The organism is Psychrobacillus psychrodurans, from assembly GCF_050209195.1.
Taxonomy (GTDB): Bacteria; Bacillota; Bacilli; order Bacillales_A; family Planococcaceae; genus Psychrobacillus; species Psychrobacillus psychrodurans.
Genome location: NZ_CP189791.1, coordinates 200,948 through 217,936 on the forward strand (window position 1 = coordinate 200,948; position 16,989 = coordinate 217,936).

Below are 16,989 nucleotides of genomic sequence, written 5' to 3' on the forward strand. Positions count from 1 at the left end.
AATTATGGGTTGGACTAGGAGGCATTTGGTTCAGTGATTGTAACGTTGTAACCTAAGTTTTCAAGTCTTCGAACAGAATATCGTACAATCGATTGTTCTTTTTGTTTGTCAAAGTAATCTTCCCCTAAGTCTACGTACATTTCTTTGCGTGTTAGGAGATAATAGCTGATTCTTAAAATGGCATGAGCGACTGATATCCCTGCACGCTTTTTACCCTTTCTTGATGCAGTACGCCTATACAGGGCTCCCAAGTAGGTTTTGGATCCTCTAACAGAATGAGCTGCTTCAATTAATGCCGATTTCAAGTACTTGTTTCCTTTTTTCATGTTGGTTGATTTCCTCTTGCCCGCACTTTCATTATGTCCAGGTACTAATCCTGCCCAGGAACATAAGTGCGCCGAACTGGGAAATTGCTTCTCCACATCTGTACCGACTTCGGCTAAGATTTGTTCGGCCATTCGAGTGGCGATGCCAGGAATGGAATCCAATCGTTCTATATCTTCTTGATGGGAGGATAACCTAGTAGCAACCTCTTCGTTTAATAGCTCAATCTGCTCAGTTAGAAATTCTATATGGACCAGAATGGTTTTTAACATGAGACGTTGATGTGGATTGATATACCCTCGAAGAGCTAGCTCCAGTTCACTCTTTTTCTTCTTCATTGATCGGCGGGCAAAGCTAGCTAATTTCTCAGGATCATTTTCGCCATCGGCGATAGCACGGAGCATATCAAGAGACGAAACACCCATGATGTCGGAGACAACGGAACCGAGTTTGATATTCGCTCCTTCTAAAACCTTTTGAATCCGATTATGTTGTCTCGCACGCTCTTCAATAATACTTCGACGGTATCGAACTAACTCTCTTAATTCCCGCTGATTTCGGTCTGGAATAAAACTTGCTTTAAGTAGACCGTGACGAAGAAGTTTGGCAATCCATTCTGCATCTTTTACATCGGTCTTACGACCTGGTACTGCTTTCATATGTTGAGCGTTCACTACTAAAAACTCAATGCTCTCGGCTTCTAGCAAGTTGACAATAGGCTTCCAAAATACACCTGTACTTTCCATTGCTACGTGAGTACAATCATGCTCCTTAATCCAGTCAATTAACTGTAATAGAAAAACAGTTTTAGTGGAAAACGTTTGAATCTCCTTTCCTTTTGGGGTAATAATACAAGCAGTAATGGAATCCTTATGGACATCCATTCCACAAGCACGTTCAATGATTACTTCCATTGTAATCATCCTTTCTACGGCAAATAGTATTGGAGGCTGGTGCAATAACCAGAGTAGGATTAATCTCCCATGAGTGCTTCCCGTAATGGAGCGACAGTCTGTGATGCACCGTGGTCGTTGGAGTCAGACTAACGGATGGGCTCTATGGCACCATAGTTCATCGACCTTCCTCTCCCAGCCGTAGTATCCTATACCCAGGTTTTCACATTTTCATTCTCTGTGGTGTAGCGCTGATTTTGCGCTACATGGATGGCTAACGGGTGCTTTACTTCAAGAAGGAGTAAAGCCTTTTTCTTATTGAACTAAAGCCGCAGGTTAGTTGAAGAGTGTTGTTTATCATGTGTTCAACAATCGGGCCATTTAATTGAATAAGTGAATATCTGCATCTGTTATAAAGATGCAGTTTTTTTATTAAAAAATGTTGTAACGAAATCAATAATTTTGTGATAAATAGGTGAATGGCCAGACGGAAAAGGGAGGGGTGGCAGTGGATAAGGACAATATATACCAAGAATATGGGGATTTTATTTTTAAATACTTGTTAACTTTGACAAACAACCTTGATTTAGCAGAGGAGCTAACTCAAGAAACATTTTATCAAGCGATTAAATCCATTAATAACTTTCACGATAATGGTAAAGCCAAGTTTTCCACGTGGCTCTGTGCAATTGCTAAAAACGTATGGCTGCAAGAATTAAACCATAAAAATAAAAACCAACAATTGAAGGACTCACTAAAAAGTGAAAGCGCAACATTTTACGACTTGGAAGATGAGTATATAAAAAACGAGGATAAAGTTATGTTTTTTAAAAAGGCTCATCAACTCAGTCAGGATAAACGAGAAATACTTTATTTAAGATTGTTGGGTGACTTATCGTTCAAAGAAATTGGTTCTATTTTTGAAAGGACAGAAAACTGGGCAAGAGTGACTTTTTATAGAGCAAAACTTGAAATCAGAAAGGGTGAGTAGGGTTATGAAACATAGTGTATTTAAGGATTTGGCTCCTGCTTATATTGATAAATTAACAAGTGAAGAAACAAACGAACAGATAGAAAAACATATGGATCAATGTGAAGAATGCCGAAATTATTTAAACAAAATGAAGGGAGATTTATTTTTAGAAGATGAAATTGAGAGAAGAAAAGTTAAAAGGAACATTGATTATTTCAAAAAGGTACGCTCGAAAAATAGAAAAAAGATCTTAGTTATCGTATCATCACTACTAGCAATGTTTCTTGTTCTGATAACTGCTTATTACTTTGTGTTTGTAAATATGTGGCAAGCAAGTTCCAGTAATGTTGAAACAAACATTCAGAGTCAGGGCAAGATGGCTACGCTCTTATTCAAAGCAAAAAAGGACAATCATTATATAATTTTAACAGATGCAAAAACAGATGAGGGATATACAGATACTATATTTGTGTATGAAAAAAGGAACGATTTTTCTACCCCAGCCAAACTCCTAAAAGATGGGAGTGGCATTTCTTTCACATTTTCAGATGAAAACACATTATTACTGTACAATGGGAAGAAGAAAAAACTAACGGATGAAGATAAGGTAACTATACAATATAAAGATAAAACCGATGTAATACCCATAAAAGAATTATATGATAAAGGTAACGATGCTGAATGATTTAAAAATGGGATAGAGGTTATACCGCAAACGGGCGCGATTGTTGAATAAGCTTCACTTTTCTTATTCAACTAATGGGTGCGTTAGTCAAAATAGAGCAACGTCACTATGACGTTGCTCCTTTATATTTAAAAGTATTTCTGATAATACTCTTTCCTTAACCTTCCGCTTAATTGAGCGTAGATCCTAGTTGTTTCACTTTTCTCATGCCCCATAAGACTTTGTATGACTTCAATAGGAGCTCCATTATTCATCAAATGAGTTGCGTAACTGTGTCTAAGTTGGTGTGGGTGAATCTCTTTATTTATTTCCGCACGATTGGAGATCCGCTTGATGATGTATCTCATTTGGGCGACGCTCATTTTATGTGGCTGTCTGGCAGTTACAAAGATTGCTGGATTATGGTCATTACGGCTTTCCATATAGCGTTTAAGCCATATATCACAACGTGTATTAAAATAAACTTCCCTTTCCTTATCACCCTTACCTCTCACGATCGCGGATTGATTGGACCAATTAATATGATTCTTTTCTAAGGAAACTATTTCGCCAATTCGACAACCGGTAGAAAACATGAATTCAAAAATTGCTTTTTCTATTGGGGAATGACAGGATTCACGAAGGTGTTCAGCCTCCCGTTCGGTTAAATACTTAGGTATCCGCTTCCCTACTTTGGGTTCTTTAATCTTGGAAGTTGGATTCTTACTAAGAAGGCCTTCTTCATGAGACCAACGAAAAAATGATTTCATAAAGCGAATACGATGTGCAAGACTGGCTGGTTTTAAATGCTTACAGGATATAGCAAGATATTCCTTTAGTTGATTTGTATCCAGCAATGCCATCTCTACATCTTTAAAATAACCAATTAGTAACGAAGACTGTAACTGGTAGGCTTTCAATGTTTGTGGCGAAAAGCCCTCTATTCGCTTATCAGCTTCAAACGAAGCCCATGCTTTTGATAGTAACAATTCTATTCCCCCTAAAATAGTAATATTAAAAGGATTATTGCCAATTTAATAGAATTATAGACATAGGGTGTTTTTTTACTAACGCAGCAGTTTAGTTGAATAACGGAGTATTTGAATCTAAAAGAGAGCTGTCGGAATTGAAACGAGATATAAAGCAATTTTCAGAAGAATTAAAGGAGACAAAGCAAGAAGTTTATCCTGCTGAAGAAACAGAAAAAACCGCTTAATATTTTGGGCTTAATGGAGTAGAACTCCATTCTGTGAAATGCCTGAGGTTTCATATTTGGAAGCAAGCTAGTGAAACTCAGATGTTGAATAAAATTTTGGGCAAAAAGATGTGTAAGAACGGTTTTTCCCTTTCATTTTCCCAACTATTAAAAGTAAGAAATACTTGACTTTTTGTCCGGAGTTTTTTACATTTGAGATAGCAATCTGGGGAGGGAAAATATGGAGATAAAGAATCGATTAAAAGAACTGAGGGCAAGATCCAACCTTACGCAAAAGGACTTGTCAGAAAAAGTAGGCGTAACACGTCAGACCATTGTCTCGTTGGAGAAAGGAACCTATGTGCCATCGCTGTTACTCGCGATGAATATAGCGGAAGTGTTTCAGGAGCCAATCGAAAAAATATTTTTCAAGGGGGATGGCAAGTGAAGACTGTTCTATTTGAAAGTATCAGCAAAATCATTATTATAGGCGTGTTCGCATATGCAGTGGGATTTACTTTTGAAAACATCTGGTTGATGGATGAATTTAATCGAGGGTTGGCGAATGGTGAAATCCTTTTAGTTGATGTAAAATTTAATTTATGGCCATTCATCGTCAGTATCCTGTTAATGCTGCTTCAAATCATTTTGTCTGTAAAATTGAAACCAAGAAAGCGGGCCGACATCCTGTTGAAATTCGGAGAATTCCAAGAAGCGGATGAACGGGAGCTGATCATCACCAATAAAGCAACTAGGGCTTCTCATGTTACGTTTACATTGGCTGTGATGATAGCAATGTTGATTATGGTTCTTTCTACAAATTACATTTATCTTTATCCTGCATTTTCTATCTATTTATTTGCGTCAACAATAGTGGCATCAAGCATTGCTTACGCTATAGCATGGTGCATTGAGTATAATAAATAACTAAAAATGCACCGAGAGATTTCTTTGGCAGCACATCTCAAAGTCAAGTATACGCGTTAATAAAAGAACAAGATGTTTGGATGATGGATAATTATCATTTAATCGTGTCAGCAAAAAAGATGAGAAAATAACTAATATCGTTCTTGTACTAACGTCGTGCTTTACTTCAAGAAGGAGTAAAGCTTTTTTCTTATTGAACTAAAGCAGCAGTTTAGTTGAATAAAGAATTAAAAGGGCATAGAGGATTTCGGCAAATGTAGGAAGAGAGGAATTAACGTGAAAGATAAACAGCAAAAAAAAATTGAAGAATTAGAGGGGAAAATTTATTCTTTAGAAAATAGTTTAAAACGCCTTTCTAGCTTAATTGAACCTAATTTAAAATACCCATACTGGCATAAACTCCTTTCTCTAGGTATTTTTGAAGAGGATAAAAAGAAACTTGAATATATTATGTCCTATCTATCAAGTCGTTTACATCAAGAACATGATAGTTTAAGGAAAGACCCAGAATTCCCTCCCGAATTATTCGAAAAAGATTTACCATCTTTAAATCAAACAATTACAATCATTTCATCTACTTTAAATATAAAATATGAAGGGATTATTCAAGAAATCCTCCTATCTATGTATCAACAAAGTATGTTTAAAGAACTTATTAGTTTTTTATTTCCGGAAGAGGTAAAAAAAATAGATGATGGTCAATTGTGAAACTTTTCACTTAAACTAACGGTGTGCTTTACTTGAAGAAGGAGTAAAACCATTTTTTTATTGAACTAAAGCGGCAGATTAGTTAAACAAATAATTGGGATATTTCGGTAAAATAACATTAGTGGGTGGGATGGATGGTTTTGAAAGAAAATAAACAGGCTCTGTATTACAATTGGACCTGTACTCATTTTTTTAGCTGCAGTGAGGTATATGATTAAAGAAAATGATTATATCGGATACATAAGTATATATTTTGGCTTTCTTTTAACGATTACCTATATCAATTACTTAGAAAAGAGAGCAGGAATAAGTAAAAAATTGATTTGGATTAGAATTATTGTATCTATAATTTTAGCTCTTTCTTTTTCATACTTCTTATTGCACTAAAGGTGTGCTTTAGCAAAATATGACCATCATGGTAGTGACCCCTTAAAGTTAGAGTTTTATTTATGCAGCTAATTGGCTGGCATGAGTTCGGTATTTTACCGGACTCATGCCGGCCAGTTTTTGTTTAATTCGATCGTTGTTATAGTAATCGATATACTTCTCGATTTTCTTCTGTAACACTTCGTAGTTCATCAATTCCTCCCCGTAATACATTTCTTGTTTGAGTAAGCCAAAGAAGTTCTCCATTACCGCATTGTCCGCACATGTTGCTTTACGAGACATGCTTTGGAAAATCTTGTTTTGCTTTAAGGTTTTCACCCACGAATTATGTTGGTAGTGCCAGCCTTGATCCGAATGAATGGTTGTACGATATTCTGCACGTTCATGAATGATTGGGAGCGCTTGTTTCAGTGAATCCATCACAAATTCCAGTGTAGGTCGTTTAGACATACTGAAACCGAGTATTTCACTGTTATATAAATCCATAATCGCGCTTAAATATAGTTTCTCATTATTTGTGCACTTGAATTCTGTTACATCAGTCACCAGTTTTTGTAAGGCATAAGGTGTGTTGAAACGACGGTTTAAACGATTCTTCGCTACTTTGCCAACAGTCCCTTTGTACGATTTATAGCGAGATTTACGTACGAATTTTACACACTTTAAATTCAATGCATTCATGATTCGCTGCACCTTTTTATGATTGATTTTATGTCCTTGTACTTTTAATTCCGCATGAATTCGACGATACCCATATCGACCTTCATGTTGCTCAAATATTTCTATAATCAACGTTTTCCAAGCTTGATCTGGGTCTTCCTGCTTCATTTGCTTGATATGATAATGATAAGTTGCTTCGGGAATATCAACTTGTTTAAAGATGTCTTTTAATCGGAATCCTTCTTCTTTAAGTTCAAAGGCAATCTCTGCTTGTGCTTTTCGAGGAAGGCATCCGGGTTCTCTCGAAAAGCCTTCAACTTTTCTAAATACGCAACCTCCAGACGAAGCAGTTCATTTTCACGTTCTAACTGTTCCTCACGAGACATTGCTTTTTCTACTTTAGTCGGCGTATCTTTTGTTTTTTAGGCATAGATGGCCTTCCCTTCACATTTGTCAGGCCCTCTACTCCTTCTTTTAAAAACTTACTATTCCAAGTCGCGATTATACTAGGCTGATTCATGTTAAATCGAATCGCTGTGTCTTGGTAAGAAGCACCTGTTTGTTTCATAAAGTTTAATACATCTAATTTGAATTGAACAGGATATTCTTCATGCTTGGTTTTCCGTTGTAAGCCTTCTTCTCCAAAAGCTTTATAAGCCCTAACCCAATGTTTGATTGCCGTTGAAGATGGAATACCATATTTTTGCGCTAAGAGTAAGTATCCCAGGTGCCCGTTTAAATACTCTTGAACAACCTTTAATTTAAAACCTTGGTTATATTTCGCCATATAAAAACACCCCAAAAGTTAGATTTATTACTCTAACTTTTGGGGTGCAGCACCCATTTTGATGGTCTATTTTTATGTCCAAAACAATAAGTTGATCTCAGATATGCATTGAGAAATGTTACACTTAAACTAAAGCAACAGTTTAGTTCAATTTGATACATCAAGGATGTGATTTAATGAAAGTATATATAAGGATCTTATTTAGTGTCATAACAATGTTGGTAGGCATAGGTATTGTCGATTATTTTATTGAAGGCGGTTTTTTCAAGTATCTTTTGATTGGGATAATTGTGGCATCAATTCTGCTTTATAATGACAAGAAAAATAAAGGGTTAAAGAATGTTCAAGCATAGGTAGCTCAGCTCTCTTTTCTTATTTCACTCCCATGAAAATTAAAATCTTCGATTTATAGAAAAAGGCAATACGAAATCGGACGCAGCTCAATAATTTTTTAAAAAAGTGCAGCGCCTAAATGAGAATTAAATTATGGGTTGGACTAGGAGGCATTTGGTTCAGTGATTGTAACGTTGTAACCTAAGTTTTCAAGTCTTCGAACAGAATATCGTACAATCGATTGTTCTTTTTGTTTGTCAAAGTAATCTTCCCCTAAGTCTAGGTACATTTCTTTGCGTGTTAGGAGATAATAGCTGATTCTTAAAATGGCATGAGCGACTGATATCCCTGCACGCTTTTTACCCTTTCTTGATGCAGTACGCCTATACAGGGCTCCCAAGTAGGTTTTGGATCCTCTAACAGAATGAGCTGCTTCAATTAATGCCGATTTCAAGTACTTGTTTCCTTTTTTCATGTTGGTTGATTTCCTCTTGCCCGCACTTTCATTATGCCCAGGTACTAATCCTGCCCAGGAACATAAGTGCGCCGAACTGGGAAATTGCTTCTCCACATCTGTACCGACTTCGGCTAAGATTTGTTCGGCCATTCGAGTGGCGATGCCAGGAATGGAATCCAATCGTTCTATATCTTCTTGATGGGAGGATAACCTAGTAGCAACCTCTTCGTTTAATAGCTCAATCTGCTCAGTTAGAAATTCTATATGGACCAGAATGGTTTTTAACATGAGACGTTGATGTGGATTGATATACCCTCGAAGAGCTAGCTCCAGTTCACTCTTTTTCTTCTTCATTGATCGGCGGGCAAAGCTAGCTAATTTCTCAGGATCATTTTCGCCATCGGCGATAGCACGGAGCATATCAAGAGACGAAACACCCATGATGTCGGAGACAACGGAACCGAGTTTGATATTCGCTCCTTCTAAAACCTTTTGAATCCGATTATGTTGTCTCGCACGCTCTTCAATAATACTTCGACGGTATCGAACTAACTCTCTTAATTCCCGCTGATTTCGGTCTGGAATAAAACTTGCTTTAAGTAGACCGTGACGAAGAAGTTTGGCAATCCATTCTGCATCTTTTACATCGGTCTTACGACCTGGTACTGCTTTCATATGTTGAGCGTTCACTACTAAAAACTCAATGCTCTCGGCTTCTAGCAAGTTAACAATAGGCTTCCAAAATACACCTGTACTTTCCATTGCTACGTGAGTACAATCATGCTCCTTAATCCAGTCAATTAACTGTAATAGAAATACAGTTTTAGTGGAAAACGTTTGAATCTCCTTTCCTTTTGGGGTAATAATACAAGCAGTAATGGAATCCTTATGGACATCCATTCCACAAGCACGTTCAATGATTACTTCCATTGTAATCATCCTTTCTACGGCACGGCAAATAGTATTGGAGGCTGGTGCAATAACCAGAGTAGGATTAATCTCCCATGAGTGCTACTCGTATAGAGTGCGACAGTCTGTGATGCACCGTGGTCGTTGGAGTCAGACTAACGGATGGGCTCTATGGCACCATAGTTCATCGACCTTCTTCGCCAGCCGTAGTATCCTATACCCGATTTTCACATTTTCATTCTCTGTGGTGAAGCGCTGATTTTGCGCTTCATGGATGGCTAACGGGTGCTTTACTTCAAGAAGGGGTAAAGCCTTTTTTCTTATTGAACTAACGCAGCAGGTGTGCGGCCGAGCCTAGGTCGTATCATATAGCGGGTGGGATTCCCGTCGAGAAAGAACTAGCCATTCACTCGTAGCGAGTCTTGGAGGGCTAATGGTAACAGTAGCCTTTAAGCGTAGACAGTTAGGTGGCGGGCCGAAAGCCAAATGGTTGAAGGGATTGAGCCCCATAATGTTAGTAAATCGAGAGGGTTGATGCCTTACCTGCGGCAGAAAACTACATTTTATTCTTCGGTAAAGGCAAGAAGGATAAAACCTCTCTGGGGTCAGAGACCTTGGCACGTCACACATGGATATGATACGGCAACTCGGGAGACCCTACCGGTCTCTTCTTAATTGAAGAGTATGGTGTACAAGTGATAATAAGCAAGGAAACCAAATGCCGTTTAGGGAGTCGGATAGCAGCGTAGTACCAATGAAGTTGGGTAATGCTGATGGAGGAAAGGCTGCTACCAAGTTATCACCCTTACTAGGGACACATTTACTACACGCGGAGGTAGGAATACTAAATGGAAACAAAACTATTAAGGATAGCAGAATTAGCAAAATCTGATCCGAAAATGAAATTTACATCTATTGTACATTTACTAAATAAGGAATCTCTAGTTCAATGTCATCTTGAATTACCTAATAAGAAGGCAACGGGGATTAATGGCACAACTAAAGAGCAATACAGTGAAACACTAGAGGAAAATATAGAGGATTTAGTAAGTAGGCTTAAAAGTAAAAGTTATCATCCTGTTCCCGTAAGGAGAATGTATATCCCTAAGCTAAACTCCAACAAGAAAAGACCATTGGGGATACCGGAACACGAAGATAAGATTGTACAGAAAGGCATTACCAAAATACTAAATGCCATCTATGAAAATGATTTTCTAGACTGCTCTTTTGGGTTTCGCCCAAATCGTAACTGCCACGATGCTTTGAAAATATTAAATCATTATATTGAAAAGAAATCAGTAAATTATATAGTAGATGTAGATATTAAAGGGTTCTTTGACAACGTTGACCACATATGGATGATGAAGTTCTTAAAACTGCGAATTGCTGACCCTAACTTACTAAGAATAATTGGTAGGTTTCTTAAAGGTGGATACATGGAGGAAGGAAAGAAATACAAGACAGATAAAGGCACACCGCAAGGTGGAGTCATATCTCCGGTCCTTGCCAATCTGTACCTCCATTATGTCCTGGACCTGTGGTTTGATAAGGAAGTTAGAAAACAGTGTAAAGGAGAAGCATACATAGTTCGTTATGCAGATGATTTTGTTTGTTGCTTCCAATATAAGAGCGAAGCTCAGGAGTTCTTTCAATCATTGAAGCTGAGATTACAGAAGTTTAATTTAGAAATAGCGGAGGATAAAACCAAAATAATTCCCTTCGGGAGATTTGCGGAGAAAGATGCAAAACTAAAGGGAAATGGAAAACCTGACACCTTTGATTTCCTAGGTTTTACACACTATTGTGGAAAGAGTAAATCTGGATACTTTCGTGTGAAACGGAAATCAAGCAGGAAAAAGCTACAAGGTAAACTAAAGGAATCGAAGGAATGGATAAAGAATAACCGAAATACTGATATTCATATGATTATGGATAGATTTAAACGCTCTCTTATAGGTTATTACAACTACTATTGCATCACGGATAACACTCCAAGTGTTCACCGCTTTAAAGACAAAATCCAATATTTACTGTTTAGATGGCTCAACAGAAGAAGTCAAAGAAAATCCTTTACCTGGGATAAATTCAATCTCTTTCTTCATAAATATCCGTTACTTTCACCAAGAATTAAGGTGAATATATACAACTTAAGAAAAGAGATTAGCTACATTTTGTGAATGGTGACTAGGAAGAGCCGTGTGCGTAAATAGCGCAAGCACGGTTCTGTGAGGGGGGAGGAACACAATCTACCGTGAGGTAGAGAGGTTCTCTTCTACTCGACTAGTTGAACAAGTTAGCGTGCAAAAGTTCAAGGAGGAATAAAAATGTCTTGGTATTTAGATAATGTTTTTGAAAGAAATAAAGAATTTCCTTATACTTTTTATGTTCCAAGCAAACAAGTAATAGATATGTTAAATATAGGGGATATTGTTAAGTTAAGATTTGTAGAAAAAGAGAACGATGGAGATGCAGGCGAGAGAATGTGGGTTGAAATTACCTGTATCGAAGGGAATAATCTCAAGGGGACACTTACGAATGAACCATTAAATATAAAAAATTTAAAATATGGTCAAGAAATCACGTTTCAAACAGAACATATCTGTGACACCGAATATGATGACCCTACTTCTTCTGAATGGGATTACTATTTTGACGCCAAGATAATAGTTAGCAATGATGTTCTTAAAAGAAAAGAATTTAACTTTATGCTAAGAGAGAATCCAAAAGATGAACAAGACTCTGGGTGGTCTGTATTAAGTGGTTATGAAGATGATGAATTTCTAAATAATCCTGATAACCTACAATATATTTCCATAGGAGTAATTTTAAATATAGATGATTCTATTTTAACTTTTATTGAAGAACCACCTTTGTGTGCATATGAGAGAAATGACAATTATTTGTTTTACAAAATAGATGATTATGATTGGGATACTTATCTTAATGAATAAGTAGTGATACACTTTCTTATTAAGCTAACGGTGTGCTTTACTTCAAGAAGGAGTAAAGCCTTTTCTTATTGTACTAACGCCGCAGGGTAGTTCAATAAGAAGAGAGAAATAAGAGGAGTAAGTGATGGAAACTAAAATGTTGTATTATAAAATATTCGAAAAAAAAGTAGAACCTGTTGATTATGTTAATTGGGCTATCAAAATGTTAGAAAATAGTGATACATCTACATCCCTAAATATACTTTCTTCCCTAAGTGAAACTTTAAATATTTTTGAGGTAGAAGATTATTTTCATAGGGCAGTAAGAGAATTAGGTATGGAAGAACCTTCACAGGTTGAGTGTTCTAAGTATTACTTCTGGTATTTGCTAAAACAAATAATAGATAATGAATCTAATGCAATTAACTATGCATATGAAATTTATCAGGTAGTTCGTGAAGAATTTGTTAGCGAAGAATTAAATGTATGGTATGAGATTAGCGAAATGATTGACGACTATCGATATGGTGATAATGTAGAGGAAATTACAAGGGAATCTCTAATTACAAACATCATAAAAGAAGCGAAAAAACAATTAAATTGTAACTCAACGTACCCGTAGGGGCGGTGATGGTTCATCTCTCACCCCGCGGAGGCCAACAGGATGTTGGTGACGAAGGCGTTGCCACACGTGGTGGCGCTTTTAGCCTTTGTACCCCACCTGAACCGGAAATCAGTATTGTTATTCAAAAATTCTGTAAACCTAGTAATCATGCCGCATTTTTATATACTCTCTTATCTGTTAAGAAAAACCAGTCACCGATTGAATATCGGTAACTGGTTTATTTAAGTTCATATTTATATAATTCTGTCTTGCTTTTTAAGAAGTATTAGTAAGCAGTCCAACCAGCATCAGCAGCAATAATTTGTCCATTAACAAAACTTGACTCGTCGGAACCTAAGAATACTGCAAGTTGTGCAATTTCTTCAGGTTGACCAACACGTGGCATTGTCCCGCTACCAGTTTGCTGGCGACCCATACCAAATTCAGAAAGGCTAGTCATAGAAGCTTGAATATTTGTCATTACGCCACCTGGAGCAATTCCGTTACAACGAATTCCTGAGTTTGCATACATATAAGCTGTATTTTTAGTTAAACCTGTAACTGCATGTTTAGAAGCGGTGTACGCTGCACCAGCACGAGCTCCACGTAAACCACCTGCAGAGATGTTATTAACGAAAACTCCGTGGCCTTGTTCTAAGAAGATATTAGTTGCGATACGCATTGCACGCATAACACCAGTAGTATTTACTGCGAATAAACGATCCCATTTTTCATCTGAAATTTCACCAACAGGCTCCATTCCATCCATAATACCTGCATTGTTTACTAAAATATCTAATTTACCGAATGCTGTTTTTGTTTCAGCGAATAAGTTTTCTAAGTCAGCAAGTTCTGCTACGTTTGTGCGGTTAGCAATTGCCTCGCCACCTGACGCTTTAATAGCTGCTACTACAGTTTCTGCACCTTCCAAATTGTAGTCGGAAACAACGACCTTTGCACCTTGTTTTGCATAAGCTTCAGCGATTGCTTTTCCCATCCCAGAAGCTGCGCCTGTAACGATAGCTACTTTGTCTTGTAATCTCATTATTATTTCCTCCTCATATGTTATTATACAGTTGTACAATAACAGTATAATTTAAAATGGAAACGCATTCAATCAACAGTTTTCACAATAGTTGTACAATATTAAACATGTTTTGATGTATGTGTTCGATAAGGGGAGATATTATTGAGAGCAAAAGATTTAAGAGTCGTAAAGACAAAGAAAGCTATCTATCAGGCTTTAACTCATTTACTGAAAGATAAACGTCTTACGGATATCAAAGTGTCAGAGTTGTGTAGAGAAGCTAGTATAAATAGAGGGACTTTTTACTTTCACTATGAAGAAGTTGGCGATGTTTTTAAGGAATTTTTTGAAGAGGTAATCGTGGATTTAGAAGAATCCTATAAAGAACCATACAAATATATTTCTGCACTCCAATTAAAAACTTCAGCTTTTAAAAATTTAGATCCAAAAACAGTTCGTATTTTTCATCATGTCAAAAAGTATGAAGATTTTTATCGAATCATTTTATCAGATAATGTATCGACAACATACTATTATATGTTTTTTGATGCGATTCGTTCAAACTTCATGGAGGATAGTAAAATAGGGAAATATGATGAATCTAAAAAATTCGTATATTCCTTTATGACAAATGCAATCATAGGATTAATTATTGAATGGTATAGAAATGACTTTGAAGAATCGGTAGATGTTATGAATCTACATTTAGTTGAAACTTTAAATGTAACTACGGGAAGATGAAGATAATATTTAGAAAAAAGAACAAGAAATCTAGGAGTTCTTGTTCTTAATACCTCTACTAGTTCTTGCAAACGTGTTCTAATTAATACCCGTTTCCTCGAGCGCTTGATTAGCTCCGACTAATGCAATTCCTTTCATTCCCTCACATGAACAATCAAAATTTTGAAGAATCATCATTAGGTCTATTTTCACCAATAATACTATTGCTAATGGTTAAAGTTTTATTTACTACAGTTTTTAATGAAAAATTATAATAATATTATTATTATTTCATGTATTGTACACAAAGTTGTCAAACTATCTTGCCTTATTAAGTAGTAAAGTGATACCTAGTGTACATTTTCCTATTAAGTAATAGGATATTGTGCTTATTAAAGTGAATTGAGAGGCAAGTTATATGAAAAAAATCTTCCAAGCGTTCAGAAATTAAAAAGTAAAACTGTTTGTTTCTTTTTTGTTAGTTTTAATGATTCCAGGAATTTTTATAGGATATCTTTCTTATTCCACCGCAAAAGAATCAGTTGTAAATGAAATATTAGATGGAATAGAGGAAAACTTAAATTTATTAAATATCTCAATTAACAATATGATTCAATCAAAATTACATGATGTAGATACTTTTTCCCAAAAAGTATCTAGCACTCAATATAATTTCGATAGCAACCCAGAGTTAAGAACACAATTTGGTCAATATATGCAGTTACATCCAGAAGTTGAACTTATTTATTTAGGTACTGAGACAGGATTATTTATCCAAGAGCCGAATACCAAAATGTCATCAGATTATGATCCTAAAAATAGAGATTGGTATAAAAACGCAATGACCCAAGAAGGAAAAGTTGTAATATCAGATCCTTATATTTCGGCAACTACAAATAACATGGTAGTAACTGTTTCAAAAACTACTCAAGATGGGTCGGGAGTAGTAGCCATTGATATAAAACTAACTTATATACAAGAACTTACGAATCAGGTACAGATTGGCGATAAAGGATACGCACTTCTATTAGATGCCAAGAAAAAGTTCATCTCACATCCTACAGCTGAAATAGGAAGTGAGTCAGGAAGTTTTTATAATAATATGTATAAACATGAAAAAGGAAATTTTGAATATGTATTAAACGACGACAATAAAGTAATGAGCTACGTAACTAATGAGATGACCGGATGGAAAATTGGTGGTAATGTAATTTATTCGGAGATCAATGAAGCGACTGCACCAATATTGCATAAAACTGGTTTAGTAATACTTCTGTCTATTATTATTGGGATAATAGTTGTTTACTTTATAATAAAATCTGTGATAAAACCAATTGTTAAGTTAAGAGAAAAAGCTTTAACGATTAGTCAAGGTGACTTAACTGAAAATATTATCGTAAATTCCAAGGATGAAATTGGACATTTAGGCGATGCTTTCAACACAATGCTGGAAAGTCTTCGGTCACTCATTGATAAAGTTGAACAAACCGCTGAAATAGTGGCTTCTTCTTCTGAGGAATTGTCGGCAAATGCGCAACAAACTAGTGACACCACAGAGATGGTATCAACTTCCATCCAAGAAGTTTCTCAAAATGCAGAAAAACAAACGAATAGTGTTGACTCAAACGCTCAGTCCCTAGCTGAAATCTCCATAGGTATCGATAGAATTGCAAATCATGCTTCAAAAGTTTCTGAACTCTCTTATGAAGCAACAACACAGGCGGAGATGGGTGGTCAGGCAATTACAAATACGGTCAATCAAATGAGTTCTATCCATACATCCGTAATTGAATCTAACACAAAGATCAACTCATTATCCGTCCGTTCACAAGAAGTACGTTCTATATTAAATGTTATTACCGAAATTGCTGACCAAACGAACCTTCTAGCTCTAAATGCAGCAATCGAAGCTGCAAGAGCTGGCGAATATGGAAAAGGGTTTGCTGTTGTGGCAGATGAGGTTAGAAAGCTTGCCGAACAATCTCAACAATCAGCTAAAGATATCCATGAAATTATTTTAGGTATTCAGGAAGATACGGAGAGTTCTGTCCAAATCATGGCACGTGTGACAGCAGATGTTCAAGCAGGTGTTGAAGTATCCAATGATGCTATTAAAAAGTTCACTCTAATTATGCAAAGTATGAAAGAAATTACACCACAAATGGAAGACGTTTCTGCAACAGCACAACAGGTATCTGCATCTGTCCAGGAAACTTCTCATATCGCCAATGATATAGCTATCCTTGCACAAGGAAATGCAGCAACTTCAGAAGAAGTAGCAGCCTCTGCAGAGGAACAACTAGCTTCAATGGAAGAGATTTCAGCATCTGCTCAATCTCTTTCTTCCATGGCTCAGGAACTAAAAGATGTAATCTCGCAATTTAAATATTAATAAACAAAATAACATATCTGCTTCTTATTCCATTTTGGAGTAAGAAGCAGATATGTTTTTATTAATAGTACATTCTTCAACTCAATGTGAAAAAGAACA

19 protein-coding genes are annotated in these 16,989 nt (G+C 36.3%); 12 read left to right on the top strand and 7 right to left on the bottom strand.

Annotated features, from left to right (window positions below):
• Positions 1–14 precede the first annotated feature (14 nt).
• Positions 15–1,238 (bottom strand): IS110 family transposase, encoded by a 1,224-nt coding sequence (locus tag ACQCPR_RS01025; RefSeq protein WP_340765914.1) that lies wholly within the window; start codon positions 1,236–1,238, stop codon positions 15–17.
• Between the two features lie 487 nt (positions 1,239–1,725).
• On the opposite strand from ACQCPR_RS01025, the gene ACQCPR_RS01030 reads away from it, so the two are divergent.
• Together ACQCPR_RS01030 and ACQCPR_RS01035 are read left to right on the top strand one after the other, a co-directional pair.
• Positions 1,726–2,208: an RNA polymerase sigma factor gene (locus ACQCPR_RS01030; RefSeq protein ID WP_093496835.1), complete on the top strand. Its 483-nt coding sequence runs from the start codon at positions 1,726–1,728 to the stop codon at positions 2,206–2,208.
• 4 nt (positions 2,209–2,212) lie between these two features.
• Positions 2,213–2,875, top strand: coding sequence for a zf-HC2 domain-containing protein (locus ACQCPR_RS01035; protein WP_241600771.1), 663 nt, complete (start codon positions 2,213–2,215; stop codon positions 2,873–2,875).
• A 128-nt stretch (positions 2,876–3,003) separates the two neighbouring features.
• Here ACQCPR_RS01035 and xerA read toward each other — a convergent pair whose 3' ends face one another.
• Positions 3,004–3,843, bottom strand: coding sequence for a site-specific tyrosine recombinase/integron integrase (gene xerA / locus ACQCPR_RS01040; RefSeq protein ID WP_427137939.1), 840 nt, complete (start codon positions 3,841–3,843; stop codon positions 3,004–3,006).
• A gap of 95 nt (positions 3,844–3,938) precedes the next feature.
• Between xerA and ACQCPR_RS01045 the strand changes: the two genes are divergently transcribed.
• The 4 genes from ACQCPR_RS01045 to ACQCPR_RS01060 all read left to right on the top strand — a co-directional run bounded on the left by ACQCPR_RS01045 (position 3,939) and on the right by ACQCPR_RS01060 (position 5,684).
• Entirely contained in the window at positions 3,939–4,070 is a 132-nt protein-coding gene (locus ACQCPR_RS01045; RefSeq protein WP_269915870.1) for a hypothetical protein, read from the top strand.
• Between the two features lie 220 nt (positions 4,071–4,290).
• Positions 4,291–4,497 carry a helix-turn-helix transcriptional regulator gene (locus ACQCPR_RS01050; protein ID WP_093496836.1) on the top strand — a complete coding sequence of 69 codons (207 nt, stop codon included), beginning with the start codon at positions 4,291–4,293 and terminating at the stop codon, positions 4,495–4,497.
• Positions 4,494–4,976: a hypothetical protein gene (locus ACQCPR_RS01055; protein WP_093496837.1), complete on the top strand. Its 483-nt coding sequence runs from the start codon at positions 4,494–4,496 to the stop codon at positions 4,974–4,976. The genes ACQCPR_RS01050 and ACQCPR_RS01055 overlap by 4 nt, the downstream gene beginning before the upstream one ends.
• Before the next feature lie 276 nt (positions 4,977–5,252).
• The gene (locus ACQCPR_RS01060) at positions 5,253–5,684 is read left to right on the top strand and encodes a hypothetical protein (protein ID WP_093496838.1); all 432 of its coding nucleotides are present in this window, start codon (positions 5,253–5,255) and stop codon (positions 5,682–5,684) included.
• A 447-nt stretch (positions 5,685–6,131) separates the two neighbouring features.
• On the opposite strand, the gene ACQCPR_RS01065 is transcribed toward ACQCPR_RS01060, so the two are convergent.
• Genes ACQCPR_RS01065 through ACQCPR_RS01075 form a run of 3 tightly spaced genes read right to left on the bottom strand, consistent with a single transcriptional unit; the run spans position 6,132 to position 7,518 of the window.
• Positions 6,132–6,995: an IS3 family transposase gene (locus ACQCPR_RS01065; RefSeq protein ID WP_427138888.1), complete on the bottom strand. Its 864-nt coding sequence runs from the start codon at positions 6,993–6,995 to the stop codon at positions 6,132–6,134.
• The gene (locus ACQCPR_RS01070) at positions 6,959–7,117 is read right to left on the bottom strand and encodes a hypothetical protein (protein WP_427137940.1); all 159 of its coding nucleotides are present in this window, start codon (positions 7,115–7,117) and stop codon (positions 6,959–6,961) included. The genes ACQCPR_RS01065 and ACQCPR_RS01070 overlap by 37 nt, the downstream gene beginning before the upstream one ends.
• An 8-nt stretch (positions 7,118–7,125) precedes the next feature.
• Positions 7,126–7,518 (bottom strand): helix-turn-helix domain-containing protein, encoded by a 393-nt coding sequence (locus tag ACQCPR_RS01075; protein WP_427137941.1) that lies wholly within the window; start codon positions 7,516–7,518, stop codon positions 7,126–7,128.
• A 176-nt stretch (positions 7,519–7,694) separates the two neighbouring features.
• On the opposite strand from ACQCPR_RS01075, the gene ACQCPR_RS01080 reads away from it, so the two are divergent.
• On the top strand, positions 7,695–7,871 hold the full coding sequence (locus ACQCPR_RS01080; RefSeq protein WP_241600805.1) for a hypothetical protein: 177 nt from the start codon (positions 7,695–7,697) through the stop codon (positions 7,869–7,871).
• A 143-nt stretch (positions 7,872–8,014) separates the two neighbouring features.
• Here ACQCPR_RS01080 and ACQCPR_RS01085 read toward each other — a convergent pair whose 3' ends face one another.
• Positions 8,015–9,238 (bottom strand): IS110 family transposase, encoded by a 1,224-nt coding sequence (locus tag ACQCPR_RS01085; RefSeq protein ID WP_340878735.1) that lies wholly within the window; start codon positions 9,236–9,238, stop codon positions 8,015–8,017.
• 827 nt (positions 9,239–10,065) lie between these two features.
• Between ACQCPR_RS01085 and ltrA the strand changes: the two genes are divergently transcribed.
• From ltrA to ACQCPR_RS01100, 3 genes are all read left to right on the top strand, one after another.
• Positions 10,066–11,394 carry a group II intron reverse transcriptase/maturase gene (gene ltrA / locus ACQCPR_RS01090; RefSeq protein ID WP_241600493.1) on the top strand — a complete coding sequence of 443 codons (1,329 nt, stop codon included), beginning with the start codon at positions 10,066–10,068 and terminating at the stop codon, positions 11,392–11,394.
• Between the two features lie 147 nt (positions 11,395–11,541).
• Entirely contained in the window at positions 11,542–12,168 is a 627-nt protein-coding gene (locus ACQCPR_RS01095; protein ID WP_241600495.1) for an immunity protein Imm33 domain-containing protein, read from the top strand.
• A 124-nt stretch (positions 12,169–12,292) separates the two neighbouring features.
• The gene (locus ACQCPR_RS01100; protein ID WP_090570034.1) at positions 12,293–12,769 is read left to right on the top strand and encodes a hypothetical protein; all 477 of its coding nucleotides are present in this window, start codon (positions 12,293–12,295) and stop codon (positions 12,767–12,769) included.
• A 268-nt stretch (positions 12,770–13,037) separates the two neighbouring features.
• On the opposite strand, the gene ACQCPR_RS01105 is transcribed toward ACQCPR_RS01100, so the two are convergent.
• Positions 13,038–13,796: an SDR family oxidoreductase gene (locus tag ACQCPR_RS01105; protein ID WP_093495350.1), complete on the bottom strand. Its 759-nt coding sequence runs from the start codon at positions 13,794–13,796 to the stop codon at positions 13,038–13,040.
• Positions 13,797–13,940: 144 nt separating this feature from the next.
• Here ACQCPR_RS01105 and ACQCPR_RS01110 point away from each other — a divergent pair, with 144 nt between their 5' ends.
• Positions 13,941–14,519 carry a TetR/AcrR family transcriptional regulator gene (locus ACQCPR_RS01110; protein WP_090570025.1) on the top strand — a complete coding sequence of 193 codons (579 nt, stop codon included), beginning with the start codon at positions 13,941–13,943 and terminating at the stop codon, positions 14,517–14,519.
• A 466-nt stretch (positions 14,520–14,985) separates the two neighbouring features.
• Positions 14,986–16,890, top strand: a complete 1,905-nt coding sequence (locus tag ACQCPR_RS01115) for a methyl-accepting chemotaxis protein (RefSeq protein ID WP_427137942.1) — start codon at positions 14,986–14,988, stop codon at positions 16,888–16,890.
• The last annotated feature ends 99 nt before the right edge of the window (positions 16,891–16,989 follow it).